The organism is Vreelandella sp. 162(4c) (genome assembly GCF_058152265.1).
The window spans coordinates 4,208,904-4,234,673 of the sequence record NZ_CM176981.1 but is presented as its reverse complement, the minus strand read 5'-3'; the positions used below and the strand labels follow the sequence as shown (position 1 = coordinate 4,234,673).

Here is a 25,770-nt window from a genome sequence, read left to right as displayed (position 1 = left end):
CTAGGTCTCGAGTAGCCGTAGGGTATCGCCGGTGGCAACGCCTAAGCGCTTCGCTTCTTGTTCGCTAAGCACGATGGTGTTGTCATCAGCAGGCGCGCGGCCTACCCAACTGGCGGTAAAGTGCAGCATCTGGGTGGTGGCGGCCAGCCAGCGGCTGACACTCTCTTCGCTGGCAGCGGCAGAAACTTCCACTTGGCAGAGCCGTGAGTTGCGAATGGCACGCACGTCATCAATGTACGCCTCCACCGTCGGGCCACCGTCAAAAATATCGATATAGCCTTCCCAGCGCAGCCCCTCTTTCTTAAGCATCTCCAGCGCCGGGCGGGTGTGGCGATGCACCTGACCAATACAAGCCCGCGCCTCTTCGGCCATAAAGGTGGTGTAAATGGGGAACTTGGGCATCAGCTCGCCAATAAAGCTCTTCTGCCCCAGGCCGGTTAAGCGGTCAGCTTCGCTGAAATCCATGGGAAAGAAGTGCTTGCCCAGGCTCTCCCAAAAGGGGCTGGTATTGTGCTCATCAAACACCCCACGCATCTCCGCCAGCACTTTATCGGGAAAGCGATCACGAAACTGGGCAATAAACAGCCAGCGCGCTTTGGAGAGCAGCGCGCCATTGCGCAAATGTTTGTTGGCTTCGCCGCGATACTCAGGACGCAGAAACAGCGAGCATACTTCGGCATCGCCGGTGTGGTCGGAGCTTAAAAACAGCGTGTCGATAGTGCGGTGAAGATCCAGCTGAATGGATGAGTGCGCAAGGGTTCCCAGCCGATAGTTATAGAACGGCACCTCGCGCCCCACCTGCCCCTCAATGGCGCAGCAGCCCGCCAACTCGCCGCTTACTTCATCCTCTAGCACAAAGAAATAAAGCCGATCATCCACCGGAGTGCGCTCTTCAAAGGCACTGGCAGCCGCTTCAATCTTACCGGCTAGAAACTCGCGATTATCCGGCAGCGAGGTAAAGCCAACGCCCGCCTGCTGCGCAAGCGCCTGAAGCCCATCCAGATCATCACGGGCAATGGGTCGAATGCGCATTACATTTCTCCTTCATCAAGCGCGTCTACCACGGTGGGTAGCGTCAGCGGCGCAGCAAGCACCGCTCGCCCTTCCGTGACACCCAGCCGCTCAGCATGCTCCGCTGAGAGCATCAACTGGCCCGTGGGTGACAGCGCGTAGCGGGCGACGATGCAGCGAAACTCGCCCAGCTTTTGATTGGCAACCAGCGCGGGTTCAGCATCCGGCAAAGCGTGTTCAGGGCGAATGCGCACCGGGTGCCAGGCAGCACTGCGGAAGGTTTCCAACCGCTCGCGCTCGGCTTTGACAATCGGCCCGGCGTCGAAAATATCCACATGGCGCGAACGCGCGAAGCCCTCCGCCAGCATCTCCTCCAACGCCTCTTCGTGAGCAGGGTGCTCACGACCTATCGCCGCCCGCGCCTGGGGCGTTAGCAGCGGCAAATAGAGCGGGAACTGGGGCATTACTTCGGCGATAAAACTTTTCGAGCGCACCCCGGCAATGTGGTTAATATCCTGGAAACTGCGGGCGAAAAAGTGCCGCCCCACGCTTTCCCAGAACGGCGATTCACTGCGCGTATCCAGGTAGCCGGGGAACGCCACCGCCAGAATACGCGAAAAGCGCTCTGGGTATTGGGCGATAAACATCAACCGCGCCCGGCGTAGCAGGCTCTCCGCGCTGGTGCCTTTATAACGCGGGTTAAGCGAAAAGGCGCACAGCAGGGTAGCGTCAGAAACTTCATGGGAGAGCGCTAGCGTCTGCACTTCACGACGTACGTTCAACTGCTGGGAGGCGTGAATCAGCGTTTCCTGGCGGTAGGTGTAGTAGGCCTCATTGGCACCCGCCTGGGCACGAATGGTGGCGGTACCGAGCACTTCCTCACGTGTGTCATCGGCGAGAACAAACGTATAGTGCTCGTTTTCTGGAAACTCGACGTCACCATTAAAGGCGTCTTGAGAGCGCGCAATGCGCTCCTGAAGCCGCTCACGGTTAGCAGGCAAGTTAGTAAGCTTAGGTACTGCATGCTCGGCTAATTGCTCAAGCGCCGTGAGATCAGACGCTTTAACGGGTCGAACTACCAGCATCCTCGATGCCTCCCCTTCAGTTAACACGATTGACGCAGCTTGTTGTTCACTCATGCTGCCGCAACTAATCGCTCAATCGCGCGCTCTAAGCGGGCCATGCCCTCGGCGATATCCGCTTCAGGAATGACCAGAGAAGGCGCCATACGCAGTACGTTCGGCCCGGCGACCAGCGCCATCAAGCCCTCTTCAATCGCCAGCGGCAGTATGTCTTTGGCACGCCCTTCATAGGCATCCGACATCTGGGCACCTATTAATAAGCCCATACCGCGAATCTCTTTAAACACGCCATGCTTGCGGTTGATGGTTTCTAAATGCTCGCGGAACAGATCGTGGCGATGCTTAACGCCTTCGAGCACCTCTGGTGTATCGATAAGCTCCACCGCCGCCAAGGCAACGGCAGATGCCAGCGCATTGCCGCCGTAAGTAGAACCGTGGGTGCCAACAACCAGCGATTTAGCCACCGAGTCGATAGCCAGCATGGCGCCAATGGGGAAACCGCCGCCCAAGGATTTGGCACTGGTAAGAATATCCGGCGTAATGCCGTAGTTCTTATAAGCGTAGAGTTCTCCGCTACGACCAACGCCGGTTTGCACTTCGTCAAAAATCAGTAGCGCATTGTGCTCGTCGCACAGATCCCGCAGCCCTTGGAGGAATTCTTGCGTGCCGGGCACGATACCGCCCTCGCCCTGCATGGGCTCAACCATAATTGCGCAGGTGTCGTCGCCAACCAGCTTGCGAACACTATCCAGGTCATTGTAATTAGCGTGCAGAATTCCGCCCGGTACCGGCCCAAAGCCCTGGGAGTATTTGGGCTGGCCACCCACGCTGACGGTAAAGAAGGTGCGACCATGAAAAGATTGGTAAAACGAGATGATTTTATCTTTCTGCTCACCGTGATTATCCACCGCCCAGCGGCGTGCCAGCTTAAGCGCAGCTTCGTTGGCTTCACCGCCGGAGGAGCATAAGAACACCTTATCGGCGAAGGTGCGCTCGACCAGCGTCTTGGCCAAGTTCAGCGCTGGCTCGTTGGTATATACGTTGGAAAGGTGCCACAGCTTCTCGCCCTGCTCTTTGAGCGCATTGACCAGCACTGGATGGCAATGACCAAGGGAGTTAACCGCGATGCCCCCGGCAAAGTCGATATATTCACGGCCCTGTTGATCCCACAAGCGGCTACCTTCACCACGCACGGGAATGACCTGCTGTGGTGAGTAGTTGGGCGTCATGTAGTGGTCGTAATCTTGACGGCTTGGGGTATGGCTCATGGGTCGCTAGCTCCAGTGGAGGAAAGTAGTAACAACAGTATAAGGTGGTAAAGAGTCCAAGCGCTTTCAGCAATGGGACGGCAAATTATGAATAGCGGCGTCTCGGCGTATCACTGAACCGCCTTGAAGAACTCTAAAAGAGCCCCATACTTATTAGCAAGCTATGCGGTTATGCGCTGAGCTGCGTTGCATAGTGATGAGCACCGACACTCAGGATGAGAGGAGACCAGCGTATGCAGATTGATCTAAGCGGCAAACGCGCCATTATCACGGGTTCTACAGCGGGCATCGGTTTTGCAATTGCTCAAGGGCTCGCCAAGGCAGGCGCTGACGTGGTCATAACAGGGCGTACCCAAGCACGTGTTGATGGCGCCATTAGCGCACTTAAAAAAGACACTCCCAATGCCAAGGTAGAAGGCGTGGCGGCTGATCTCGGTACCGCTGAAGGTTGCCAAACGCTTATTAAACAGCAGCCCAGCGCAGATATCCTGATCAATAACGTAGGCATTTTCGCCCCGCAGGACTTTTTCGATGTAGATGACGCTACGTGGCAGCAATTTTTCGATATTAATATCATGAGCGCGGTGAGGCTTTCCCGTCACTACGCCCAGGGCATGCGCGAGCGCGACTGGGGCCGCATACAGTTTATCTCCAGCGAGTCGGGGATCAACATCCCTAGTGAGATGGTGCATTACGGCATGACCAAATCGGCGCTGCTCTCCGTCTCTCGCGGGCTGGCCAAAGTGCTCAGCGGCACCCAGGTCACCGTGAATGCCATTCTACCTGGGCCGACCCGTTCAGAAGGCGTGATCAAGATGATGGGGGAAATGGCGGAAAAAGAGGGCATCTCTCAGCAAGAGATGGAAGAACGCTTTGTTAAAGAGAACCGCCCCTCTTCAATTATCCAGCGCTTAGCAACACCCGAAGAAGTCGCGAGTATGAGCGTCTACGCCGCTTCTCCCCAAGCCAGTGCAACCAGCGGGGCGGCACTGCGTGTGGAAGGTGGCATTGTGGATACATTAACCTGAATCTTTCTAACCCAGGCGCTCTTCTCTCGGCGTCATGCCGAAATGGTGACGGTAGGCGGTAGAAAAGTGCGCGCCTGAGGAAAATCCCGTGGCAAACGCAATATCGCCTACCGGCCGGTCACTATCGCGAAGCTGTTTGCGCGCCTCTTGTAAGCGTAAATCCAGGTAGTAGCGACTAGGGACCGCCTGCAGATACTTCTTAAATAGCCGCTCCAACTGACGCCGAGAGATACCCAGATGTTCGGCCAGTTCCAGGGTCGAGAGCGGCTCCTCAATATTGGCTTCCATAAGCGTGACAGCCTCCACCAGACTTTGCGGCGCATGCCCCAGGCGGCTACGCAGCGGCACGTGCTGGCGCTCATCTGCCAAGCGGATGCGGTCGCAGACAAACTGCTCAGACACCTGCTCCGCCAAGCGCGCACCGTGATGCTGGCCAATCAGCGTGAGCATCAAATCCATGGCCGCGGTTCCCCCCGCGCAGGTCAGCCTGTCGCGATCAATTTCAAACAGCTGTTGAGAAAGCGTCACTTGCGGATAGGCTTGAGCAAAGGCCTCAAAACGCTGCCAGGGCAGCGTCGCACGATAGCCTTCAAGCAACCCACAGCGTGCCAACACTTCAGTGCCCCCTGCCAACCCACCCAGTGCCACACCACGCCCCTGGTGCCCACGGAGCCACTCATTCAACTTTGCAGGAAGCGTATAGGGCAGCGGTGTTGGTGCGCATATCAACAGCAGGTCAAGCGGGCCTAATGCGGTACTTAGTGCGTGCTGAGCAATGAGCGAAAGCTGAGCACCACTGCGCACGGGCTCGTCATTGAGACTTAATGTGACGGTGTGGTAAAGCATCTGCCCACTCAGCTGGTTAGCCATTTGTAGCGGTTCCAGTGCGCTGGCGTGGGTCAATAACGAAAAACCTGGCAGCAGCAAAAAGGCCACCCGCCGACGCGGTAGCGCTGCCTGTGAGGCTAACGGGTTGGGCTGCATGATAACTGATTGAGTTGCATGAAAAGATGCATGAAAGACCGCCATCGACATAGATAAACGATCATCTTACCCAATTGCGTAGAGGATGGCAGCGTTATGACCACTGCAACAAAAACGTGACGCATGAATGCAAATTGCCGGGCGCAAGGCCCGGCAAAAAAGAGAGAATGGTTAAGTACTAATTACCGCGGTTAATAATGCCTAACACGACGATACTAACCACAATCACGCCGACAATGATCACCACTATCGGGAGTAGCTTATACAGCCCGCCTGGCCGCTTCTTGGCTTCAGGCTGTAGATGAGGTTTTGAGGTTTCATAATCCTCAGGTATCCGCTCATTGATAATATGCTGCTTCTCTTCTTCCGGGGTTTTGCTTTCCCTAGTGTCCATAAACACCTCCAGCGTTCCGGTCGAATTGGGCGGCGCTACCGCCTCTGTGAATGGCTTACAGATTCACGACATCAAACGTAACCTCTGGATTGACGTCGGCATCGTAATCGACATCGTCACGCTCAAAGCCAAACAGCTTCAAGAACTCGTGCTTATAACCAGCATAGTCGGTAATCTCGAATAAGTTTTCAGTCGTCACTTCAGGCCAAAGATCCTGACACGCTTGCTGAACGTCATCGCGCAGTTCCCAGTCATCCAAACGCAGGCGCCCTACCTCATCAGTGACCATTTCACCGCGCTTGCCTTGGGCTGAGTAGAGCTGCTCGCCGAATAGACGGTTCAATTGATCGATCGTGCCTTCGTGCAGACCCTGCTCTTTCATGATGCGGTAGACCATGGCGATATAAAGCGGCATTACCGGAATGGCCGCGCTCGCCTGGGTGACCACCGACTTGAGTACCGCCACATTGGCACCGCCACCGCTCTCTTTCAGCTTGGCGTCGATAGCCGCTGCAGCGCGGTCAAGGTCTTCCTTGGCTTTACCCAGCGCACCGTGCCAGTAGATCGGCCAAGTGATTTCAGTACCGATATAGCTAAACGCCACGCTACGCGCACCTTTTGCCAGCACACCAGCTTGGTCAAGCGCTTCCATCCACAGTTCCCAATCTTCGCCCCCCATTACCGTAATGGTGTCGTCGATTTCCTGCTGGGTGGCTGGCTCTACTTCTGCTTCGATAATCGCGTCTTTATTGGTATCGATAGCAGTGGCGCGGTAGGTTTCGCCAATTGGCTTTAGGCTCGAGCGCTTAAGTTCGCCGCTATCAGGCAGCTTGCGAACGGGTGATGCCAGCGAGTACACCACCAGATCGATCTCGCCCATGTCCTGCTTGATCAGTTCAATGGCTTTTTCCCGCGCTTCATGGGAGAACGCATCGCCGTTAATCGATTTGCTGTACAGCCCTTCCTGCTTGGCAAACTTATCGAAGGCGGCACTGTTGTACCAGCCTGCGGTGCCGGGTTTCTTATCGGTGGCAGGCTTTTCAAAGAAAACGCCCAGGGTATCGGCGCCGTAGCCAAAAGCTGCGGTAATACGGGCTGCCAACCCATAGCCACTTGAAGCCCCAATGACGAGTACTTTTTTTGGGCCAGCCTGCTTATCCAAACCGCGAGCACGGGTCGCTTCAATCTGTTCGCGAACGTTCTGCTCGCAGCCGATGGGATGAGTAGTGGTACAAATAAAGCCGCGTACTTTGGGTTTAATAATCACAGAGAACCTCTTTATCGGATTGATTTAGCTTTTAATATCGTAACTGGCAACATCATAACTAGCGACACCGTTTTGCCATAGCTTTTGGCATAGTTTGTGGCATAGCAGTGTCATGACTCATAGAGGCTATTCTAGCTGCCTCCGTGCGCTCTGTCCGCTCCTGAGCTATCGTCCTCCCATGAGCGACTCTCCATCCTTGAGCTCCTGCCCGCCCTTGAGCTCGGGGCGCATTCGCGTCACGATAGCTGCCAAAGTACTTATATCAGCAACGACTTCCCACGAGGCGATCATGAATGCACAGCAGCTAGTAGATGAACGCGGCGATCTATGGCTAGCGCTAGCCCCGCTGTGGCTGGATCGTGAACCCAGCGAACGCGATTACGCGCGTATGGTCGAAGTCATAGAGCGTTATGATATGACGCTTAACGAGCTCGAATGGATGTTTCGCCTGGAAATGGCACCGGTGATGTCTCGCCATCAGCTTTCAATCGCCAGCGAGTGGCGACAATTTGACGACTATAAGCTGATGAAGCAGTTGGTCAATCACAATATGCGCTTGAAGGGCTGGCGCCGCAAAAGCTGGGCGCTGTTTTCAGGCTTAACGACCATGATGGTGCGTCACCGCTGGAACGCACTCATGAATCGTGTAGCAGTCGCGCGGGGCGAGCAGGTATAGAGGGATAGTGCCCTGTGGGGCTATGGGTATGTTTGATCCAAGGCTTCTTCTAATGCCAGGCGTAGCGGGCGCCCGTGATAGCGCGGCCCAAATCGGGCTATCACCTTGCCATCACGGCCCACCAGGAACTTGGTAAAATTCCATTTGATCAGCTGTGTGCCTAGGACTCCAGGCGCCTCGCGCTTGAGCAGCACAAACAGTGGATGGGCATCACTCCCATTGACATTGACCTTTTCCAGTAGCGGAAAACTGACTCCAAACTGCTGCTCGCCAAACTGGCAAAACGCTTGAGCACTTTCCGGCGACTGGCGGCCAAACTGATTACACGGGAAACCGAGCACAGTGAAGCCACGATCCCGGTAGCGCTGAAAAAGGGTTTCGAGTTCGCTTAGCTGCGGGGTAAAGCCACACTGGCTGGCAACGTTAACCACCAGCAGCACTTGGCCGCGTAGCGCACGTAAATTGAACGGCAGCCCTTGGTGGGTATAGCAGTCTTGGTCGTATATTTGCATCAATCAGCCCCACAAAACCCCAAACGGCATGGGTATCACCATGCCACGGCTATGCTTTTTACACCAGCGGTCCGGCGACCACTCGTAGCGCCAGCGCGATTAACAGTACGCCCGTGATGCGGTTAATCCAATGGGCACGCCGCTGTAGCCAGGGCAGAATCTGCGAGTGGGAAAGCACCACCGCCACCAGCACGTACCAGCCGCCATCAATAATCATCGCCGTTAACACAATGATAGCTTTAGCTACCCCACTCATCTCCGGGGTCACAAACTGGCTCAGTAGTGCAACAAAAAACAGAATCAGCTTCGGGTTGCCTAATGCCACCAGCACGCCCTCTTTGGCCGCCTGCCCTCGGCTAGTGACAATCGCATTAGGCTCTAAGGCACCGGCTTTCCCGGCACGCAGCGCTTTAACCCCTAGCCACGCCAAATAAGCCGCGCCGAACCAGGTAATCAGCTGGAACAGCAGCGGAAAACCGGCGATTATCGCGCCTAGCCCCCAAACGGTAAGGAGCGCATAAAAGCCTACACCAAAGGCATGGAAAACTGCCGCGGTCACTCCAGTAAAACGCCCGCCGCCTAACGTATGGCGCAGCACCAGTGCCAAGCTCGGCCCCGGCGACATAGCGCCCATGGCACAAATCGCGGCGAGCGATAGCCAGAGTGTTAACGGCATGTCTTTTCCTCCTTGAGGGGTCAAAATCAAAATATGAGCAATGATGGCCAGTATACGCCAAGCCAAGCAACACTTCGGTAAGCGTCTTAAATAACGCTGTTAGCATGGTACGCTGTTGGGTAAAATTTAATCTTTTGCTCTATGCGATTTATTCGCTCTTTTGAAAACATCCGCCCCGCCGCTCATTGCGCGGGGCATATAGAGAACATAGGTCTAGAAAACATAGGACGGCAACATGGGTAGGGCTTTTCAGAACCGTAAGGAATCCATGGCCAAAACGGCCGATGCAAAGACCAAGGTCTACAGCAAATATGGACGCGAGATTTACGTTTGCGCTAAAGCGGGCGGCACCGACCCTAATGGCAATCTGGCGCTGCGCGGCTTAATGGAGCGGGCCAAAAAAGATCAGGTGCCCTCTCACGTTATTGATAAAGCGCTCGACAAAGCCAGCGGTGCCGGTGGCGAGGATTTCTCGCCTGCACGCTATGAAGGCTTCGGCCCTGGCAATGTGATGGTGATTGTCGACTGCCTTACCGACAACCCCAACCGCACCTTTGGCGATGTGCGCGGCTGCTTCACCAAAACCAAGAGTAAAATCGGCACTCCCGGTAGCGTCAGCCATATGTTTGACCACTGCGCTATCTTCTCCTTCGCCGGAAACGATGAAGAAGCCGTGCTTGAAGCGCTGATGGAAGCCGATGTGGATGTCACCGATATTGAGCAAGAGGGTGAGCGGATCACCGTTTTTGCCCCACATACCGACTACGCCAAAGCCAAACAGGCATTATTAGATGCCTTCGGTGAGATTGACTTTGAGGCAGACGAGATTCAGTTCCTGCCGCAAACCACCACCCCGGTGGAAGGCGATGATGTAGCGATGTTCGAAAAATTCCTAGGCATGCTCAACGAACTGGACGATGTGCAAAACGTCTATCACAGCGGTGAGCTGCCCGAGTCTACAGACGCCTAAGGCCTGTTAGTAAGAAGATTCTGCCGCGTTGCGTGCATCCAGGGCAGCATCCGGTGGCAACATCGCTGACTGCACGCCTGCGGCACTCAGCACTGTTTTACCGCGCACAGTTAGATCGGTAATAAACAAAAACTGCTGGCGCGGATCCACCGGGTAAGCGCGTATGCGGTAGTGGGTGCCCCAGGGTTTCTCTTCGGCCACCACAATAATTGGCTTATCGAACTTCAGATAGGCGCTGGTTAACGCCACATCGCGCAGCGCTTTACGTACCCAGCCTGCTTCGTGCTCGGGGTGAAGGTAAAAACTCGCCACGCACTGCAGGCTGGTACCGCCATTATTAGCGTTGTAAACGGCGTGATCCCACAACTTTAAGTGCGGCACGGCGACTAAATCATCGTCGGGCGTCTGAATATCTACCGTGCGCAAACCGACGTGCTTAACCTCGCCGTAAGTGCCTTCAATATTAACCCAGTCCCCTGGGCGATAAGGCAGTTCAATCGCCGAAACAACACCCGCAATCAAGCTGCTTACGTAATCCTTCATGGCAAAACCAATGGCTAAGCCAAGTGCTCCCAGCAACGTGACCATATTACGTAGCGATGGCTCGATAATAATCGGTACGATGATGGCCAGTGCAGTAATCAAAATCAGTAGGCGCGTTAGAGGCACCAAGGCAAAAATGCGGAAACGCACTTGCCCGTGTAACCGAGTGGCCAGCCAGTTAAGCCCCCGCTGGCTGACAATAATCAGCACAATGGTCGATAGCAGCACCACCCCAAGGGTAATCATCGCTTGGCTATCAATATCGTTAAACAATCGTGCGTACTTTTGTTGTTCGTCCATGGGTGCCCTCCGCAGGCCTGTCGCTGTTAGCGCGGCGACTTAAAGGGGATCAACCAGATAATTGCGCGATTCCAATAGCTGGCGAACGCTTGCGTAGCTTAACGGTGTGATCTGCCAACGCCCTTCGCTGCTTGAAACAATCCCTTTGCGCTGCAAAGCTAACCGGGCATTGAGTGCCTCGTGGTGTGAAAACGGCAACACCTGCCCGAGGGAGTGGTCATCCAGACCGCCATGAACCAATAACGCATGCAGCACCAGCGTGGCGATATCCCCGGTATCTGTGGAGAGTTCTGCCTCGGCGAGGGCATCGACCAGCCACAGCGCCTCTTCATCGTCTGCTGTTGGCTCACGCAGCCGCTCGCGCCAGTAGTGCCAAGCAAGACCTATATGACCACGACAGTGAGCAGCTAAGCGCTGTAGCTCTTTGTTAGGGGCTTTGTCGCCATGCTGGGTTGCTGATTCAGTCAATACTGGCTTACCGGTTCGCGTGCTGTAGACCAACGGAGACTGCCCCTCATGGGTCGCAATCTTCGCAAAGTACTGCGACAGCTGTTCGCCCTCCATGGCTTGAAGGGTAAATACCGGCGCGCCCTCGATACCGACCACTTCTTGTAGGTAGGCATACGCCCAGCTGTCACAGCCAATCACACCCTGCCCCAAGCGGCCACTTAAGGCGCGCTCAAGAAATTCACGTACGCCCTGAATACCCTGAGTGTGGCGTAAAAAGTAGCGTTCTAATGCGGGAACAGCCCACTCGCGTTGATTGGCACAACGCTCTACCCACTGAGTGTCGCCTTCGGCAAGCTCGCTGAGCGTGGGTGGCGGCAAACAGGCAAAGTGGTGCTGTTCCGCCCACTGACTCACCACAGAAACATGGCCGCTGTGCGGCGGGGTAATAAAAAACGTAACCGGCGCTTGCTGGCCTTTTAGCTGCTGCGCCAAAGCCCTTGCGGCGGGCGCCCAATCGATGGGCGGCACTAAATGCGCTAGCTTAACCTCGGGCAACGCACGCAGTTCATGCTCTTCTTTTACCTGCTGCTCAGCGCTGTTTTTGCCTACCAGCCACGTCGAAGCCGAACGCAACGAACGTCGCCATTGGCTTGCCTGGGTCTGCTCAGGGGTACGAAACTGATCGAGCTCGACGACCGCCCACAGCGGCGTGTCGGCTGATGATGAATGCTCCCCCATGACCTTGTCCCTATGGTTAGCAATAAGCGTTCACTTTAGCACGGTGCGCGCAGCTTCTAACCTCATAGACGAACTTATGGTCTAAAATAAAGTCTTTATAGACAGTCGTTAGCGCACATAACGGATTATTATTTTATTGCGAGAGCAATGGCAAAAGCTAAAGGAGAAAGCAATGAGTGTTGTCCACGTTAGCGAAACAGAACTCCACGCCAAGCTCGAGAAGTGTATTGCCGGTGAGCGGCTACTGATTGAGCATGAGGGCAATCGCTTTAGCGCCAGAATCCAGCACGTTGGGCTAATGGGCGTAAAGGTGATACCTGAAACCGAGATTAAGAACAGCCATCGCACACCGGGTGACGTTGAAGGCGTGATGGTGCCCTACGATGAGATATTGGAGCTTGAAGTAAAAGGCGTGGTCTACAGCCGCTTGCCAGATTAGTCTGCACTTGCACGCCCGGCAAGTGCGCAAGGCGTGCAAACTATTTATCTATGACTCACTTCCTCGAAAGTAAGCCAACTGTTTTAAAACGTCAGGCAGATCTTGCCGAAGTGCTGGCCAGATTCCTGGTGGCGGAAAGCGTCGGCGATCTCGGCAAGCGGGAATTCGCGGTCAATGATCGGGTGCATATCGAATGTTTCCAGCGCACGAATCATCTCGATCTGGTGGCGACGACTGCCCACAATCAAGCCTTTCAAACTCGCCTGCTTGGCCATTAATTTAGCCGTCGGTATTTCACCCTCACGCCCAGTGAGGATACCAATCAAAGCGATATGCCCACCGATTTTGATCGCATCAAAGGATTGCGGCAGCGTACCTGGCCCGCCCACTTCGACGATATGATCAACGCCTTCGCCGTTGGTCAGCTCTTTCACGCGCTTACCCCAATCAGGCGTCTCTTTATAGTTGATGGTGTGCTCGGCGCCCATCTCACGCAGCCGCGCCAGCTTTTCGTTAGATGATGAGGTAGCAATTACCCGCGCGCCCATTAATCGGGCAAACTGCAGGGCAAAAATGGATACCCCGCCCGTGCCCATCACCAGCACGCTATCCCCCGCTTTAATGCCACCATCGACGACCAGCGCCCGCCAAGCGGTCAAGCCAGCGGTGGTTAAGGTAGCGGATTCCGCATGGCTATAGCCCTTGGGCTGATGGGTAAACCACTCAGCCGGGCGTACAACCTGCTCACGAGCGTAGCCATCCACGCCGTCACCTGGCGTGGTGCGAAAATCACCGACACGCGCCGGGCCTTCCAACCAGTGGGGAAAGAAGGTCGATACCACGTGGTCGCCCACCGCGAACTCACTGACACCATCGCCCACGGCTTCGACAACACCTGCGCCGTCTGACATGGGAATACGCCCATCGTCGGTGGGAATCATCCCAGCGACCACGGCGTAGTCGTGAAAATTCAGAGAGCTGGCGTGTAGACGTACTCGGATTTCACCAGGGCCCGGCTCCCCAGGCGCTTCCATGTCGACAACGTCCAGCTTGTCCAAACCGCCGGGCTGATTCAGCTTGATCGCTTTCATCGTTACCTCAGTATGTACAGTTCGAATATGTACATTGATTTATGTATCTACTGTTGGTTGGGGCCGTTGCCGTCGATATCAAGGCCCAGGAAGCCACCTGACTGGCGCTGCCAAAGGCTGGCATAAATGCCGTTGCGTGCAAGCAGCTCCTGGTGCGTGCCACTTTCCACCATGCGCCCTTCATCCACCACAATTAACCGATCGAGCATGGCAATGGTCGACAGCCGATGCGCGATGGCAATCACCGTTTTGCCTTCCATCAGCGTATCCAGCTGCTCTTGAATGGCGGCCTCCACTTCCGAGTCCAGCGCCGAGGTGGCCTCGTCCAGAACCAGAATCGGGGCATTTTTGAGCAGCACCCGGGCGATCGCGATCCGCTGGCGCTGCCCACCGGAAAGCTTCACTCCGCGCTCGCCCACATGGGCATCCAGGCCGCGACGCCCTTTCGGGTCGACCAGATCATTGATAAAGGTATCTGCATGGGCGCGGCACACCGCGTTCCAAACGTCTTCGTCACTGGCGTGGGGGCTGCCGTAACGGATGTTGTCACGCAGTGAGCGGTGCAACAGTGAGGTGTCCTGGGTGACCATGCCAATCTGGTGGCGCAAAGAGGTTTGAGTCACCTCGGCAATGTTTTGCCCATCAATCAAAATCTGCCCACCTTGCAAGTCATAAAAACGCAGCAGCAGATTGGCCAGAGTGGATTTGCCCGCCCCGGAACGGCCGATCAGGCCGATTTTCTCGCCGGGCTTGATGGTCAGGCTGAGTCCATCAAAGACGTTTTTACTCTCCCCTTTCGCCTGGGCGTATTGAAAGCGCAGCGCATCAAACACAATTTCGCCATGGGGAACCTGAAGCGCTTTAGCATTGGGCGCATCGTTGATCGTGGGCTTCTGAGCGATGGTGTTCATGCCATCTTGAACCGTGCCGATATTTTCAAACAACCCGGCGACTTCCCACAATATCCAGTCAGACATAAAGCGGATACGCATAACCAGCGCGATGGCAATCGCCAAAACGCCCAGGGAAATCGCCTCCGTGTACCAGGCGCTGATCGCCATGGCCGCAGTACCCACCAACAGCGCCGTGTTGAGCAGCGTCAAACCCACGCTCATGATCGTCACCAGCCGCATCTGGCGGTGAACGGTGACCATAAAGCCTTCCATAGCATCTTTGGCATAGCGCTGCTCGCGCTCGGTGTCGGCAAACAGCTTGATGGTTTGGATATTGCTGTAGCTGTCCACCACGCGCCCGGTCATTTGGGCACGGGCGTCTGCCTGCGCCATGGAGACATCGCGCAGGCGCGGTACGAAGTAGCGCATGATCGACAGGTAGCCCACCAGCCACAGTCCCAGTGGGATCAGCAGCAAAAGATCCGCCCGGCCCAGCAGGTAGGCCGCACCAGTGAAATAGACGATGGCGTAGACCAATAGATCCATCACCTTGGTGACGGTCTCGCGGATCGCCAGCGCCGTTTGCATCACCTTTTGCGACACCCGCCCGGCAAATTCGTCCTGATAAAATGCCAGGCTCTGGCTAAGCATATGGCGGTGGGATAGCCAGCGGCCGATCATCGGGTAGTTACCGAAAATACTCTGATGGGTGACCAATGACTGCATCAGCACCAACAGCGGCAAACCGATCAGCAGCAATAGCCCCAGGCCAGCAAGCCACAGGCCGTTTTCAGCCCAAAAGCCTGCACGTTCAACGTTGCCCAGCCAATCGACCAGTTGCCCCATGTAGCTAAAGAAAACCACTTCAGCCGCCGAGACCAGCGCCGTGAACAGCGTCATTAGCAGCAACAGCGGCAGCATCGGACGGGAAAAGTGCACAATAAACGGCATTAAGCCCTTAGGCGGCGTTTTAACCTCGCCTTCCGGATAAGGGTTTACCCGCGTTTCGAAGTAACGAAATAGCGGCTGTAAAACACGCGATAGCATGAGGCTTCCTTACGTGACTGGCGTTGGTGTGTCTGAGGTTGATGTGACAGACGTTAACTTATTTATGTAACAGTTTGATTGTTTAAGATTTAAGAAGGAGCGTGGCGCAGCAGCCAACGCGCCCAAAAAGGCGCAATGATCATCAGCGTGACCATGCGCAGCAGGTGATGAAAGGCAACAAACACCGGGTCGATATTGAGCGCGACGGCCAAAATAGCCATTTCGCCAATGCCCCCCGGCGCCAGCGCCAGCAGCGCCACATCGCGCCCTACCCCTAGCAGTTGATGAATCAGCTCGGCAAATAGTGCAAGTACCAGCAACGCTAACAGCGTCGCCACACCAGACTGCCATAAATAGCGGCCAAAAAGCTTTCGCGTCATGCCCTTAAAGCGCGAACCAATGGCACTGCCCAGCACCCACAGCATCAGGTTCATCCCCCACTCTGGGAGAGCGAAACTGGCAATATCAACACCGGATAATAGAGCAGCGGCTAGCAGTGGTGCCAGCAGTGCAGGGCTGGGAATTCGCAGCCAGCGTCCTAGCGGCAACAGCAGCGGGATCATCAGAAGCATCCAGCCGTGTTCAAAACTGCTATGAACAGGGCCGATGCCCTCGCCTCCGCCCTCATAGGCCCAAAATAGCGGCGGCAAAAAAAGAATCACTAAAATGATGCGCAGCGACTGCGCGACTGCAATACGCTGGGGGTCGCCACCGCACTTTTCGCCCAACAGAATCATCGCCGTCATCGCGCCGGGCGAGGCACCAAACCAGGCACTGACGGGGTCGAAACCACAGCGCCGGTACCAGGCAGCGGCTACGGCAGTGGAGGCGGCTACTCCCAGCAGCAAGAGAGCAGCAGAAACCGGCCAATCCAGTACGCGATGAGCCAGCTGCGGCGTCACCTGGCTACCCAACACCAACCCCATGACGGCTAGAAATACGTTACGCAGTGGCTCAGGCACTTCGACCTTCACGCCTTGTGAAGAGACCACTAGGTTGGCAATAAGAGGGCCAAGCATCCATGCAAGGGGCAAACCGGACAGTTGAAACAGCGTACCGCCAACGGCGCCAACGGTTAGTGATATTGCCAGCGCTTTTGCGCTCCCTGCATTCAACACGACGCCCTTCACATCGACTCCCTAAATCTTAAAATCTGTCCCTATTGACGCAATAATTAACCTGCTAATGACATCCAGTAGTCTAGCACTTAACCAGTGGTTTGGGCTTCAATGATGGCGAAGAGGTATGCTTTTGGTTGCTAAGCTCACCTTTCAAGACGTCATCCATCATCTTAATTTTTTGGTCATGCTATCTGTATCTGTCGGCCAGCCAGCGTATAATGTCTTCCGCCAGTAATGGCGAACTTTCTCAGGGCGGGGTGTAAGTCCCCACCGGTGGTGATGCCATATCTTTATTGATGCGGATAAGCCCACGAGCGCTCAACCAGAGGTGTCACCTAACGGTTGAGGACAGCAGATTCGGTGAGATCCCGAAGCCGACGGTAATAGTCCGGATAAAAGAGAAGGTTTCCTAGTGATATTACCCGTAGCGTTCCAACGCATGCGGGTGCTGTGCTATTGGATGCCTCATGCCCTGGTTCTGGTAACCAATCCCCTTAGGATGACCATGAATCAGACCCAACTTTCTTCATTCCCTCGCGTTGCCTTTATCGAAGCGTCTTGGCATCACGATATTGTTGCCCAAGCCAGAGAAGCATTTATTGCTCAACTTGCCAGTGAGCATGGCTTTTCCGCTGATCAAATAGAAATATTCCAAGTTGCGGGGGCTTATGAAGTGCCTCTTCAAGCTAAGTTGCTAGCCAAAACAGGTCGTTACAGCGCCATTGTGGGTGCGGGCTTTGTTATTGATGGAGGCATCTATCGCCACGACTTCGTTGCTCAGGCAGTGGTTGAAGGCATGATGCAGGTGCAACTGGACACAGAAATTCCCATACTTTCTGTCGTGCTGACGCCGCATCATTTCCATGAACACAGCACACATCATGATTTTTTCTATGACCATTTCCGTGCCAAAGGCAAGGAAGCGGCTGAAGCGTTGGTAATGACTTTGGAAAACCATCGACGGATTCAAGGGCTAAAATAAGTCACTGCTAAAATTGTGGAGATGCTTAGGTAGCGGGCAATCTGAATGTTAGCTCGCTACCTGAGTCAATTCATAGACGGTTGACGCTTAACTAGCCGTTTAGGCTCTTTGCTGCAAAGTAGTAGCACTTACTCGGCAAAAAGACTTGAATCCTCAGCTTTGGGAAAGCTGCGCATCGTCTGCTGGTTCCATGTTTCAAAGTGATCATGCATAGCTTGACGCGCGAGCTCCCGGTCGCGGGTTTTAACTGCTGCGACAATAGCAATATGCGTCTCGTTAGTTTTCTTTTGTGCCTCTTTAGACTGCCGGGCCAAAATCCTGCGCTGGTGAAGCACCTTTTTCAATACCGATGATAACCCTTGGAAAATAATCAATATGGCAGGATTTTTGGCCATAATGGCCAACAGTTCATGGAATTCATAATCCGCCTGAATCCCTTCAAGAACATCGGATGACGTCACGATTTTTTCGCAAAGCAACTCAAGCCTTCTCAGCTCATGAGGCTGATGGTTGACTGCTGCCGCCTGTACGATCTCTTTTTCAAACATCTCTCTAGCCGTTTCAAGATGGTCTACTGAGATGTAGTTGAGCTTAAGCGCCAGCTCAAAATAGAGCTGGATAAAGACAGGTTCGGGCATTTTAAGAAAGGTGCCACTACCCTGCTTGCGTTCGATGAAGCCAAGACTTTGCAATAACGAAAGGACGTTCCTAACCGACGAACGATGCATATCAAAATGTTCACACAGCGCTCTTTCTGCAGGAAGCTTTAACCGGCCATCCTTAGACAGTTCGGAGACCGACACAAACTCCTTAAGTCTATCCAAAAGATTCGGATCGATCTGACTCATAACATCATCCAAACGCCACCCCTATACCGTTTCGTAAGTATAGGGGCAGCTTAGCATAATCAATGAATGTGCATACCGCCGTTAACATCCAGAGTGGCCCCTGTAATGTAGCTGGACAGGTCACTCGCCAAAAACAGGAAGGCCTTGGCTACATCCTCGGGGGTGCCCATTCGTGCCAGCGGAATACCTTCTAAAATCTTGGCTTTCATCTGATCGTCAAGCTTGCCAGCGGTGATGTCTGTAGCAATTAACCCCGGGGTAACGGAGTTAATGCGAATGCCAAAAGCACCAAGCTCTCGTGCCATGGCCTTGCCCAGCCCCAACATGCCAGCCTTGGCGGCACTGTAGTGCGGGCCCCCAAAAATACCGCCCCCCCTCTGCGCGGAAACCGAAGAGGTGTTAATAATTGAGCCTGATTTTGCCGCTTTCATATGTGGTACGACAGCCTGCGACATATAGAGCATGCCACGGAGGTTAACATCCAGGATGCGATCATAGTCTTCTGGCAAAATCTCTTCGAACTTTACCGGCTGAGTAATACCAGCGTTATTGATGAGCGCATCAATGCGGCCGAATTTATCCATGACAGCCTTCGCCAAATTGAAGCAATCATCACGGTTCACCACGTTTCCAACCACTATTTGTGAGCGCTCAGGGTCAAATTCGCTGCGCACTTGCTCGCAGGCTTGCTCATTGATATCGGAAATGACGACTGAGGCTCCGTGCTCATAGAAGAGCTTGGCAGTTCTCAAGCCAATGCCTTTTTCACCTGCGGCGCCGGTGACGATACATACCTTGTCTTTAAGTAACATAGCGTTTTCCTTTTATTGGGTTGTAGTAAGTTGTTTGTGGAGTGATGACAGCTCCATAAGAGAGCAGGAAATGCGCGACTCGATTACGTCGAGTGGCAGTGGTTGCTCATCACGCCAAGGTTGAGCATTGGCATCGCGATGTAGGCGGAATGGAAGCTCGAGTGAAAACGGCTTATTCTGGCGAAGAAGCTCCAACGCCAGAGCAGTGTCATTCACATCTCCTGCTCCCAATGGGACGAAATCGATGCCGCCCTCACGGCGCGCACAGGGTTTAAGATGAAAATGATCGGCAATATTCATTGCCGCACGTGCATCTTCAAGCGGTTCTCGGGCTGGGCGGTGGGCTAACAGGTTGCCGATATCGTAATTAATACCGAAGGCCTGGGAGTCCAGCCGCTCAAGCAAGAGGGGTGCGTCACTGGCGTGGTCGAGTAAATTGGGAACACCATTACCGGGATTCTCAAGCAGAATGCGCAGACCATAATTTTCAGCAATCGCAGCCAGGGTATCGGCCTGTGCAAAGAAGGTTCCTGCGCGCTCGCGCGTAGCAGCGTTGGTAATTACAAAGGATGCCCCTAAAGACGCAGCAAAACGACAGCGCGCTTCAAGCCTGGCGGCTGCGTTCTCAATGCCCAAATCAATATGGCCGGAAAAATAGCGGCACTGCTGGCCATGGCGCTGCATTTCACTTTTTAGCTCAGCTGCGAAAGCAGCAGTAAAATCGCTGTCGGTGAAGACCTCTACATAGCCATCAATAAAGGCAAACTCCACATTCCTTATGCCACACCGCGCTAGCGATGGCAGAATCACATCGAAATCATAGCCGTCGTAAGCCGCGGTACTGACAGATATAAAACTGGGCATTGTGTCCCCTTAGGCCGTTCCATTCAGCAGTCGGTAAGTGCGAATCAGCTGGCTGTCATCTAACTTGCCCTCTCCTCGCTCAGCACTGGAAACAAATAGCTGACGCGCGGTTTCTGCCAGTGGCGTAAATGCCTTGGAGGTCTTGGCTGAGTCGCAGACAATGCCCATGTCTTTGCAGAAAATATCGATCACACTGGTAATATCACTGGGCTCAGCGATCATCCGAGGGCCACGATCCTTCAGCATCCAACTGGAAGCTGATGAGCCCTGTAACAGCGTTAGCATTGTTGAGGCATCAATACCGCTCTTCTCTGCCAGTGCCAGCGCTTCTGCAGCAGCGGCAATGTGCACACCGCACAGCAGTTGATTGACTGCTTTCATCGCCGAGCCCTGTCCTGGCTGCTCCCCGGCTTCAAACACAACTTTGCTCAACACTTCAAACGCTTGACGGCATTTCGACAAAGCGTCTTGGGTGCCCGCTGCCATAATCGTGAGTTCACCCGCCTCGGCGCCTACCACTCCGCCTGACACCGGGGCATCGATGAAGTGAAGGTCAGGCCTAATCGCCGCGACTTCTTGTGAGATAGCCGCCGCATCGTCCGGGGAAATGGTCGACATTTGGACAACACAAGCACCTTGCCTAAGCGACTCAATACTGTTGGTACCCAACAGTACAGAACGCACCTGATCTGCATTTACCACCATGATAAAAAGTGCTTCGCAGCGGGTCAGTCCGCGCTGTTTTTGCTCGGGAGACATCACCTGGTCGTTGAAAGCCGTTTCCGTTGACTCAACGGCATCCATACCCAGCACCTGGAAACCATCTTTTTTCAACCGGGTTGCCATAGGCCACCCCATGGCGCCAAGCCCTGCAAATGCGATAGTTTGCATAACCACCTCAGTAAATAATCAGAGCTGGCACGTAGGACACCAGCAGCAACACGACAATAGCCACCAAATAGAAAGGCCCCAGCTCCTTTACCACGGCGCCAATACGTTCACGGGCAATAGCAGAAGAGACAAACAGAGTGGTACCGATGGGGGGCGTGAACAGACCAATGCTGAGGTTCACGCACATGATGATGCCAAGCTGCACCAGATCTAGCCCAATCGCGTTGGCGATGGAGACCAGCGTTGGCCCTAACAGCAAGATGGCAGCGGGCAAATCGAGAAACATGCCGATAAATAGCATCAGCAAGTTGATCGCCAAAATGATCAAGATAGGGTGTTTTAGATACTCGACAGCCCATTGAGCGACGGCCTGCGGGACACCGCCTGACGTCAGAATATAAGCAATAATGTTGGCTGCTGCGATAATGAGCATCACAATGCCCGTGGTAATCACTGTGTTTACCAGCGCACTCATGACGCGTTCAGCCGTCAGATCCCGATAAATAACCGTACTGACCACCAGCGCATAGGCAACGGCAATGACACTTACCTCAGTGGGTGTGGCAATCCCCGCACGCAGTAGCACAACGATAAATACCGGCATCAACAACGCTGGCAAAGCGGTGAACAGCGTGTTTCTTATTTCAGCGCCAGTGTACTTGAGCGTAAGACGTGGGAACCCGCGTCGTCTGCCAATGATATTGCAAGCCAGCATCATGCCACCCGCGAGCATCAGTGCGGGAATCACTGCGGCAATGAACAGTGATGCGATGGAGGTGTTCGAGACAGTAGCAAACAGGATGAGTGGGATAGAAGGCGGCATCAGGCCAGCAATCACAGAAGAGGCTGAGGTAACAGCAGCACCGAAAGCGCCAGGATACCCCTCTCTCTTTTGCCAAGGGATAAGCATGGAACCAAGTGCGGACGCTTCTGCTACAGAAGACCCCGAGACCCCTCCAAATACAGTGGAGCCCACCACGGTGACCTGGCCGAGCCCTCCGTGATATTTACCCACCAACATGGAGGCTAAACCCACTAACTTCTGTCCTAGTTTGCCGGACATCATTAGCCCACCAGAGAGTATAAAAAAGGGGATCGCCAGCAGAGGGAAACTTTGCGTCGGTTGAAATATCTTCATAACCGCCATACTGGATGGCATAGGGCCAAAAACGGATAGCGCCGCCCAACCACTTATAACCAACGAGTAACCAACAGGCATCGCCATTAACAGCAACAAGACAAAGCCAATGAGCATCTGGGCCGTCATATCCCTTCCTCCCCGTGAGAAACTTGAGGTTCAGAGGATTGATCTCCCCCGGTGAGCACCATTGCGATGTTGATGAACGAAATAACAGCTAACCCCATAAAACCAACGACGACTGACCAATAAGCCCAGGACATACCAATCCGGGTTATCGGCAATCGCTGGGAGCCTGCAATTTCAACGACATCCAACCCGTTAACGGCCATGAAGCTAAAAGCGATCATTGCTATTAGGTTGATGGCCAATACCACTAGCTTCTTGGGTAGCCTTGGCAACTTTTCGACGACCAACTCGACACCAATGTGCTCGTTTCTTGCTGCAGCAGCGACGATGGCGCACATGGTTAACCAGGGAAAAACCAAGTTGGGCACTTCCGCTACCCAGCCCAAGTTGGTAGAAAACACATAGCGAACCACCACACCCAGTAATAGCGACACGAAGATAGCCACAACAGCGACGATGGATACCCATTTGAAGGTGTGATAAATCACACGCTTTGAGCTCGCTAACAGTGAAGTGGTCCCGCCCACTTCACTGTCGCGGCTCTCTATTGAGAGCGTCATGAAAAGCCCCTTCCGTTATTGCGCTTCACGCTGAGCCGCATTGACGACCATCTCGACCAATTCTGGGTACTCTTCTGCCCACTGGTCATAAACGGATGAAGTGGCTTCGATGAAAGGTTCAGGATTTACTTCGTTAAAAGCGACACCCGCCTCTTCCATCTTACTTCTCAGCGCATCGTCGGCCTCAAGTGACGCTTGACGATTGAACTCACCCGCCTCGACGGCCGCTTGCTGAATCACTTCTTGGTATTCGGGTGAAAGCGTATCCCAGACCATCTTGCTCATAAGTAGCGGGGTTGACTCATACTTGTGGCCGGTTAAGGAAATATAGTCCTGCACCTCGTGAAGCTTGGATGAGTAAATATTCATTAATGGATTTTCCTGACCATCAACGACCCCTTGTTCAAGAGCAATATAGAGTTCAGAGAAATTCATTGGGGTGGGGTTTGCGCCAAGCGCCTCAAAGATATCAACCGTCATCTCATCGGGAGGGGTTCGAATCTTAAGGCCTTCCAAGTCATCAGGGGTCTCAATAGGGCGAACATTATTGCTGACATGACGAATGCCGTTATCCCACAGCGCCAGTAGTACAAGCCCCTTCTCTTCAGAAAGCCTTTTCAGTTCATCGCCGACTTCGCCGTCCATAACCTCCCAAGCGCTGGGAAGAGAGTTGAACAGAAACGGTAGTCCCAGAACGGAGAACTGCGGTACAACGCTGGATGTCGAGCCCTGGCTATTGGTACTAAACGCTAAGGTACCCATTCTCATCTGAGTGATGGCTTCCATATCGTCGCCGTACTGCGCATTACCACCAACATCGACGATTAATTCCCCATTGGTTCCTTCTTCGACGAGCTCTGCGAAGAGTTCTGAAGCATCCCACTTGGGGTTACCTTCCGCCGCGTTATGGGCAAGTTGCAGGGTTTGCTGAGCGGCAGCATTACCACTAATGAAAAAAGCGCTGGCAATGACAGAAGCAAGGACTGTTTTTTTCATGACGTTTCTCTCTATTAAAATATTTGTTGTTAGAAATAGCGGTTATCAAACGTAGCTGGAGTCTTAGTTTTTTGATTTAGTTAGTATATTCAGGCAACGTGCTGCTTTAGCGTTTTGATCACCTCCTTGGTGGAAATACCGTAACGATCATGCAGAGTGGGTAAAGCACCGGCATCCAGAAATTCATCGGGAAGGCCGATCTGATTAAATTTGACGGATACACCCTCTTTCATCAGCAGCGATGCAATGCTTTCGCCCAGACCACCAATGATTGAGTGGTTTTCGGCCACGAAGACGGGACGTTCAGGATAGCGACGAACCTCCGCCAGAATGGTATCGGTATCTAGCGGCTTGATTGTGGCGCAGTGTAAAACCGCCACGTTGGTGCCTTTCTCTCTCAGCTCATCGGCAGCCTCAATCGCACGCATCGTCATCAGCCCAGAAGAGATGATTAAGGCATCTTCTCCATCTAGCAGCCTTTTAGCCTTGCCGATCTCGAATTGGTAACCTTCAAAGCGATCTAAAACACGGGGCACCTTGCCACGCAGTAGGCGTAAGTAGACGGGGCCATCAAAATCGACCATCGCTTGAACTGACTGCTCGATATCAACCGCATCACAAGGGTCGATGATGGTCAGGTTCGGCATGCCGCGGAAGATAGCGATATCTTCGGTAGCCTGGTGGCTCGGGCCATAGCCCGTGGTAAGCCCAGGAAGTGCGCTAACAATTTTGACGTTGAGTTTCTCTTCGGCAATCGCTAGGCAAATAAAGTCGTAAGCACGGCGTGAGGCGAAAACGCTATAGGTCGTCACGAAAGGGATAAAGCCTTCGCGTGCCATACCCGCACCGGCCATCATGAGTAGCTGCTCAGCCATGCCCATCTGGTAGTAGCGATCCGGGTAGGCCTGGGCGAAGATGTGCAGGTCGGTATATTTGCCCAGATCTGCCGTCATACCAACAATCTTGGGATTTTTCCCAGCAGCCTCTACCAACGCATGGCCGAAGGGCGCAGCAGTCGTTGGCTGGTCTTCGCCCGCGATGGACGCAATCATTGCCGAGGTCTTTAGCTTCTTCTTGGCGCTCATTTCATTTCCTCCTTACTGGACACCGTAAACTTCATCGAGCTGTTTGAGCGCCACACTCCACTCATTCTCATCAACACGAATAAAGTGGTTCTTGTCACGTTCTTCGAGGAAAGGCACACCGCGCCCCATCAGGGTGTCGCAGATAATCACCCGGGGCTTATTTGAGTCACTTGCTAGCGCACTGTCGAAGGCTTCGACTAGCGCTTCAAGATCATTGCCATCAACACGGTAGGTTTCCCACCCAAACGCAACCCACTTATCAGCGATCGGCTCGTAGTTGAGTACGGTGGAGGACCTGTCGTCGGCCTGCTGATCGTTGACATCGACAATGGCAATCAGGTTATCCAACTTCCAGTGGGCTGCGGATGCGACAGCTTCCCAGGTCGAGCCTTCATTTAGCTCACCATCTGAAAGCAGGTTAAAAATCCGTGAAGTGCTCTCTTTGCGCTTGAGGCCCAGCGCCATTCCTACGCCGATACCCAGACCGTGACCTAGCGAGCCACCGGTGATTTCCATGCCCGGCGTGTAGTCGGCCATACCTGACATGGGCAGAATACTGTCATCGCTGCCGTAGTCTTCGATCTCTTCCTCGCTGATAACACCAGCCTCGATCAAAGCGGCGTACAAGGCGATGGCGTAATGCCCGATAGAGAGCAAGAAACGATCTCGTCCTTCCCAGTCAGGGTTCTTGGGATCCAGCTTCAGGGCATGGAAGTAAGACACCGCCAAAACATCGGCAATCCCGAGCGCTTGACCAACGTACCCCTGCCCTTGCACCTCACCCATCCGCAGAGCGTGGCGGCGAATTTTGTAAGCTCGCTGCCGAAGCACCTCAATAACACCAGCCCTCGACACGGTAGCTGTTTGACTCATTCCAGTCACCTCCAAATGGTTGACCATTTCAAGATAGAGATAATTGCGATGGCTTGAAACGAAACTTTAGTCTAAACAATAACGGAATCGCGCATTAAACAT

27 protein-coding genes and 1 riboswitch are annotated in these 25,770 nt (G+C 54.0%); of the genes, 5 read left to right on the top strand and 22 right to left on the bottom strand.

Annotated features, from left to right (window positions below):
• Genes astA through AC4EYZ_RS19435 form a run of 3 tightly spaced genes read right to left on the bottom strand, consistent with a single transcriptional unit; the run spans nucleotide 1 to nucleotide 3,361 of the window.
• The gene (astA, locus tag AC4EYZ_RS19445) at nucleotides 1–1,032 is read right to left on the bottom strand and encodes an arginine N-succinyltransferase (RefSeq protein WP_474192898.1); all 1,032 of its coding nucleotides are present in this window, start codon (nucleotides 1,030–1,032) and stop codon (nucleotides 1–3) included.
• Nucleotides 1,032–2,096, bottom strand: a complete 1,065-nt coding sequence (locus tag AC4EYZ_RS19440) for an arginine N-succinyltransferase (RefSeq protein ID WP_490203971.1) — start codon at nucleotides 2,094–2,096, stop codon at nucleotides 1,032–1,034. The genes astA and AC4EYZ_RS19440 overlap by 1 nt, the downstream gene beginning before the upstream one ends.
• Before the next feature lie 50 nt (nucleotides 2,097–2,146).
• The gene (locus AC4EYZ_RS19435; protein ID WP_474193071.1) at nucleotides 2,147–3,361 is read right to left on the bottom strand and encodes an aspartate aminotransferase family protein; all 1,215 of its coding nucleotides are present in this window, start codon (nucleotides 3,359–3,361) and stop codon (nucleotides 2,147–2,149) included.
• A gap of 233 nt (nucleotides 3,362–3,594) precedes the next feature.
• Between AC4EYZ_RS19435 and AC4EYZ_RS19430 the strand changes: the two genes are divergently transcribed.
• Complete coding sequence (locus AC4EYZ_RS19430) at nucleotides 3,595–4,389, top strand: SDR family NAD(P)-dependent oxidoreductase (RefSeq protein WP_490203970.1); 795 nt, start codon at nucleotides 3,595–3,597, stop codon at nucleotides 4,387–4,389.
• Nucleotides 4,390–4,395: 6 nt separating this feature from the next.
• Here the strand turns inward: AC4EYZ_RS19430 and AC4EYZ_RS19425 are convergent, their stop codons facing one another.
• The 3 genes from AC4EYZ_RS19425 to fabV all read right to left on the bottom strand — a co-directional run bounded on the left by AC4EYZ_RS19425 (nucleotide 4,396) and on the right by fabV (nucleotide 7,034).
• Nucleotides 4,396–5,373, bottom strand: coding sequence for a GlxA family transcriptional regulator (locus AC4EYZ_RS19425; protein ID WP_171051191.1), 978 nt, complete (start codon nucleotides 5,371–5,373; stop codon nucleotides 4,396–4,398).
• Nucleotides 5,374–5,551: 178 nt separating this feature from the next.
• Nucleotides 5,552–5,767 (bottom strand): hypothetical protein, encoded by a 216-nt coding sequence (locus AC4EYZ_RS19420; RefSeq protein WP_022522490.1) that lies wholly within the window; start codon nucleotides 5,765–5,767, stop codon nucleotides 5,552–5,554.
• Nucleotides 5,768–5,822: 55 nt separating this feature from the next.
• Complete coding sequence (gene fabV / locus AC4EYZ_RS19415; protein ID WP_027960004.1) at nucleotides 5,823–7,034, bottom strand: enoyl-ACP reductase FabV; 1,212 nt, start codon at nucleotides 7,032–7,034, stop codon at nucleotides 5,823–5,825.
• A 289-nt stretch (nucleotides 7,035–7,323) separates the two neighbouring features.
• On the opposite strand from fabV, the gene AC4EYZ_RS19410 reads away from it, so the two are divergent.
• The gene (locus AC4EYZ_RS19410; RefSeq protein WP_027960003.1) at nucleotides 7,324–7,710 is read left to right on the top strand and encodes a DUF7079 family protein; all 387 of its coding nucleotides are present in this window, start codon (nucleotides 7,324–7,326) and stop codon (nucleotides 7,708–7,710) included.
• A 20-nt stretch (nucleotides 7,711–7,730) separates the two neighbouring features.
• Here the strand turns inward: AC4EYZ_RS19410 and AC4EYZ_RS19405 are convergent, their stop codons facing one another.
• Entirely contained in the window at nucleotides 7,731–8,222 is a 492-nt protein-coding gene (locus AC4EYZ_RS19405) for a glutathione peroxidase (protein WP_039860245.1), read from the bottom strand.
• A 58-nt stretch (nucleotides 8,223–8,280) separates the two neighbouring features.
• Nucleotides 8,281–8,898: a LysE family translocator gene (locus AC4EYZ_RS19400; RefSeq protein WP_022522487.1), complete on the bottom strand. Its 618-nt coding sequence runs from the start codon at nucleotides 8,896–8,898 to the stop codon at nucleotides 8,281–8,283.
• Between the two features lie 235 nt (nucleotides 8,899–9,133).
• Here AC4EYZ_RS19400 and AC4EYZ_RS19395 point away from each other — a divergent pair, with 235 nt between their 5' ends.
• On the top strand, nucleotides 9,134–9,868 hold the full coding sequence (locus AC4EYZ_RS19395; RefSeq protein ID WP_009288178.1) for a YebC/PmpR family DNA-binding transcriptional regulator: 735 nt from the start codon (nucleotides 9,134–9,136) through the stop codon (nucleotides 9,866–9,868).
• 6 nt (nucleotides 9,869–9,874) lie between these two features.
• On the opposite strand, the gene AC4EYZ_RS19390 is transcribed toward AC4EYZ_RS19395, so the two are convergent.
• Together AC4EYZ_RS19390 and AC4EYZ_RS19385 are read right to left on the bottom strand one after the other, a co-directional pair.
• Nucleotides 9,875–10,711, bottom strand: a complete 837-nt coding sequence (locus AC4EYZ_RS19390; RefSeq protein ID WP_009288177.1) for a mechanosensitive ion channel family protein — start codon at nucleotides 10,709–10,711, stop codon at nucleotides 9,875–9,877.
• 39 nt (nucleotides 10,712–10,750) lie between these two features.
• The gene (locus tag AC4EYZ_RS19385) at nucleotides 10,751–11,899 is read right to left on the bottom strand and encodes a hypothetical protein (protein ID WP_009288176.1); all 1,149 of its coding nucleotides are present in this window, start codon (nucleotides 11,897–11,899) and stop codon (nucleotides 10,751–10,753) included.
• Nucleotides 11,900–12,071: 172 nt separating this feature from the next.
• Between AC4EYZ_RS19385 and AC4EYZ_RS19380 the strand changes: the two genes are divergently transcribed.
• A complete protein-coding gene (locus tag AC4EYZ_RS19380) occupies nucleotides 12,072–12,338 on the top strand; it encodes a hypothetical protein (protein ID WP_027959997.1) in 267 nt (88 codons plus the stop codon).
• Between the two features lie 83 nt (nucleotides 12,339–12,421).
• Here AC4EYZ_RS19380 and AC4EYZ_RS19375 read toward each other — a convergent pair whose 3' ends face one another.
• The 3 genes from AC4EYZ_RS19375 to AC4EYZ_RS19365 form a co-directional block, all read right to left on the bottom strand.
• The gene (locus AC4EYZ_RS19375) at nucleotides 12,422–13,429 is read right to left on the bottom strand and encodes a zinc-dependent alcohol dehydrogenase family protein (RefSeq protein WP_009288175.1); all 1,008 of its coding nucleotides are present in this window, start codon (nucleotides 13,427–13,429) and stop codon (nucleotides 12,422–12,424) included.
• 47 nt (nucleotides 13,430–13,476) lie between these two features.
• Nucleotides 13,477–15,369: an ABC transporter ATP-binding protein gene (locus AC4EYZ_RS19370; RefSeq protein WP_009288174.1), complete on the bottom strand. Its 1,893-nt coding sequence runs from the start codon at nucleotides 15,367–15,369 to the stop codon at nucleotides 13,477–13,479.
• Between the two features lie 89 nt (nucleotides 15,370–15,458).
• Nucleotides 15,459–16,499, bottom strand: coding sequence for an AbrB family transcriptional regulator (locus tag AC4EYZ_RS19365; protein WP_009288173.1), 1,041 nt, complete (start codon nucleotides 16,497–16,499; stop codon nucleotides 15,459–15,461).
• Between the two features lie 230 nt (nucleotides 16,500–16,729).
• A riboswitch (FMN riboswitch) is annotated at nucleotides 16,730–16,898 on the top strand.
• 97 nt (nucleotides 16,899–16,995) lie between these two features.
• Here AC4EYZ_RS19365 and AC4EYZ_RS19360 point away from each other — a divergent pair.
• The gene (locus tag AC4EYZ_RS19360) at nucleotides 16,996–17,472 is read left to right on the top strand and encodes a 6,7-dimethyl-8-ribityllumazine synthase (RefSeq protein WP_039860244.1); all 477 of its coding nucleotides are present in this window, start codon (nucleotides 16,996–16,998) and stop codon (nucleotides 17,470–17,472) included.
• A 128-nt stretch (nucleotides 17,473–17,600) separates the two neighbouring features.
• Here AC4EYZ_RS19360 and AC4EYZ_RS19355 read toward each other — a convergent pair whose 3' ends face one another.
• From AC4EYZ_RS19355 to AC4EYZ_RS19315, 9 genes are all read right to left on the bottom strand, one after another.
• A complete protein-coding gene (locus tag AC4EYZ_RS19355; RefSeq protein WP_039860242.1) occupies nucleotides 17,601–18,320 on the bottom strand; it encodes a FadR/GntR family transcriptional regulator in 720 nt (239 codons plus the stop codon).
• 59 nt (nucleotides 18,321–18,379) lie between these two features.
• Nucleotides 18,380–19,132, bottom strand: coding sequence for an SDR family NAD(P)-dependent oxidoreductase (locus AC4EYZ_RS19350; protein WP_039860240.1), 753 nt, complete (start codon nucleotides 19,130–19,132; stop codon nucleotides 18,380–18,382).
• 12 nt (nucleotides 19,133–19,144) lie between these two features.
• Complete coding sequence (locus AC4EYZ_RS19345; RefSeq protein ID WP_009288171.1) at nucleotides 19,145–19,996, bottom strand: sugar phosphate isomerase/epimerase family protein; 852 nt, start codon at nucleotides 19,994–19,996, stop codon at nucleotides 19,145–19,147.
• A 9-nt stretch (nucleotides 19,997–20,005) separates the two neighbouring features.
• Nucleotides 20,006–20,887, bottom strand: coding sequence for an NAD(P)-dependent oxidoreductase (locus tag AC4EYZ_RS19340; protein WP_051052158.1), 882 nt, complete (start codon nucleotides 20,885–20,887; stop codon nucleotides 20,006–20,008).
• 7 nt (nucleotides 20,888–20,894) lie between these two features.
• Nucleotides 20,895–22,154, bottom strand: coding sequence for a TRAP transporter large permease (locus AC4EYZ_RS19335; protein ID WP_009288169.1), 1,260 nt, complete (start codon nucleotides 22,152–22,154; stop codon nucleotides 20,895–20,897).
• Complete coding sequence (locus AC4EYZ_RS19330; RefSeq protein WP_009288168.1) at nucleotides 22,151–22,714, bottom strand: TRAP transporter small permease; 564 nt, start codon at nucleotides 22,712–22,714, stop codon at nucleotides 22,151–22,153. Before AC4EYZ_RS19330 ends, AC4EYZ_RS19335 begins: the two co-directional genes overlap by 4 nt.
• 15 nt (nucleotides 22,715–22,729) lie before the next feature.
• A complete protein-coding gene (locus AC4EYZ_RS19325; RefSeq protein ID WP_009288167.1) occupies nucleotides 22,730–23,710 on the bottom strand; it encodes a TRAP transporter substrate-binding protein in 981 nt (326 codons plus the stop codon).
• Nucleotides 23,711–23,799: 89 nt separating this feature from the next.
• A complete protein-coding gene (locus AC4EYZ_RS19320; protein WP_009288166.1) occupies nucleotides 23,800–24,795 on the bottom strand; it encodes a transketolase family protein in 996 nt (331 codons plus the stop codon).
• A gap of 12 nt (nucleotides 24,796–24,807) precedes the next feature.
• A complete protein-coding gene (locus tag AC4EYZ_RS19315) occupies nucleotides 24,808–25,668 on the bottom strand; it encodes a transketolase (protein ID WP_039860238.1) in 861 nt (286 codons plus the stop codon).
• Nucleotides 25,669–25,770: the final 102 nt, after the last annotated feature.

Excerpts from the sequence above, each read along its gene's own strand:
- AC4EYZ_RS19390 (WP_009288177.1), bottom strand. The coding sequence starts at position 10,711 with ATGGACGAACAACAAAAGTACGCACGATTGTTTAACGATATTGATAGC.
- AC4EYZ_RS19400 (WP_022522487.1), bottom strand. The coding sequence starts at position 8,898 with ATGCCGTTAACACTCTGGCTATCGCTCGCCGCGATTTGTGCCATGGGC.
- AC4EYZ_RS19345 (WP_009288171.1), bottom strand. The coding sequence starts at position 19,996 with ATGCCCAGTTTTATATCTGTCAGTACCGCGGCTTACGACGGCTATGAT.
- AC4EYZ_RS19380 (WP_027959997.1), top strand. The coding sequence starts at position 12,072 with ATGAGTGTTGTCCACGTTAGCGAAACAGAACTCCACGCCAAGCTCGAG.
- astA (WP_474192898.1), bottom strand. The coding sequence starts at position 1,032 with ATGCGCATTCGACCCATTGCCCGTGATGATCTGGATGGGCTTCAGGCG.
- AC4EYZ_RS19320 (WP_009288166.1), bottom strand. The coding sequence starts at position 24,795 with ATGAGCGCCAAGAAGAAGCTAAAGACCTCGGCAATGATTGCGTCCATC.
- AC4EYZ_RS19425 (WP_171051191.1), bottom strand. The coding sequence starts at position 5,373 with ATGCAGCCCAACCCGTTAGCCTCACAGGCAGCGCTACCGCGTCGGCGG.
- AC4EYZ_RS19335 (WP_009288169.1), bottom strand. The coding sequence starts at position 22,154 with ATGACGGCCCAGATGCTCATTGGCTTTGTCTTGTTGCTGTTAATGGCG.
- AC4EYZ_RS19430 (WP_490203970.1), top strand. The coding sequence starts at position 3,595 with ATGCAGATTGATCTAAGCGGCAAACGCGCCATTATCACGGGTTCTACA.
- AC4EYZ_RS19420 (WP_022522490.1), bottom strand. The coding sequence starts at position 5,767 with ATGGACACTAGGGAAAGCAAAACCCCGGAAGAAGAGAAGCAGCATATT.
- AC4EYZ_RS19370 (WP_009288174.1), bottom strand. The coding sequence starts at position 15,369 with ATGCTATCGCGTGTTTTACAGCCGCTATTTCGTTACTTCGAAACGCGG.
- AC4EYZ_RS19410 (WP_027960003.1), top strand. The coding sequence starts at position 7,324 with ATGAATGCACAGCAGCTAGTAGATGAACGCGGCGATCTATGGCTAGCG.
- AC4EYZ_RS19385 (WP_009288176.1), bottom strand. The coding sequence starts at position 11,899 with ATGGGGGAGCATTCATCATCAGCCGACACGCCGCTGTGGGCGGTCGTC.
- AC4EYZ_RS19340 (WP_051052158.1), bottom strand. The coding sequence starts at position 20,887 with ATGCAAACTATCGCATTTGCAGGGCTTGGCGCCATGGGGTGGCCTATG.
- AC4EYZ_RS19315 (WP_039860238.1), bottom strand. The coding sequence starts at position 25,668 with ATGAGTCAAACAGCTACCGTGTCGAGGGCTGGTGTTATTGAGGTGCTT.
- AC4EYZ_RS19440 (WP_490203971.1), bottom strand. The coding sequence starts at position 2,096 with ATGCTGGTAGTTCGACCCGTTAAAGCGTCTGATCTCACGGCGCTTGAG.
- AC4EYZ_RS19405 (WP_039860245.1), bottom strand. The coding sequence starts at position 8,222 with ATGCAAATATACGACCAAGACTGCTATACCCACCAAGGGCTGCCGTTC.
- AC4EYZ_RS19395 (WP_009288178.1), top strand. The coding sequence starts at position 9,134 with ATGGGTAGGGCTTTTCAGAACCGTAAGGAATCCATGGCCAAAACGGCC.
- AC4EYZ_RS19375 (WP_009288175.1), bottom strand. The coding sequence starts at position 13,429 with ATGAAAGCGATCAAGCTGAATCAGCCCGGCGGTTTGGACAAGCTGGAC.
- AC4EYZ_RS19330 (WP_009288168.1), bottom strand. The coding sequence starts at position 22,714 with ATGACGCTCTCAATAGAGAGCCGCGACAGTGAAGTGGGCGGGACCACT.
- AC4EYZ_RS19360 (WP_039860244.1), top strand. The coding sequence starts at position 16,996 with ATGAATCAGACCCAACTTTCTTCATTCCCTCGCGTTGCCTTTATCGAA.
- AC4EYZ_RS19350 (WP_039860240.1), bottom strand. The coding sequence starts at position 19,132 with ATGTTACTTAAAGACAAGGTATGTATCGTCACCGGCGCCGCAGGTGAA.
- AC4EYZ_RS19325 (WP_009288167.1), bottom strand. The coding sequence starts at position 23,710 with ATGAAAAAAACAGTCCTTGCTTCTGTCATTGCCAGCGCTTTTTTCATT.
- AC4EYZ_RS19435 (WP_474193071.1), bottom strand. The coding sequence starts at position 3,361 with ATGAGCCATACCCCAAGCCGTCAAGATTACGACCACTACATGACGCCC.
- AC4EYZ_RS19355 (WP_039860242.1), bottom strand. The coding sequence starts at position 18,320 with ATGAGTCAGATCGATCCGAATCTTTTGGATAGACTTAAGGAGTTTGTG.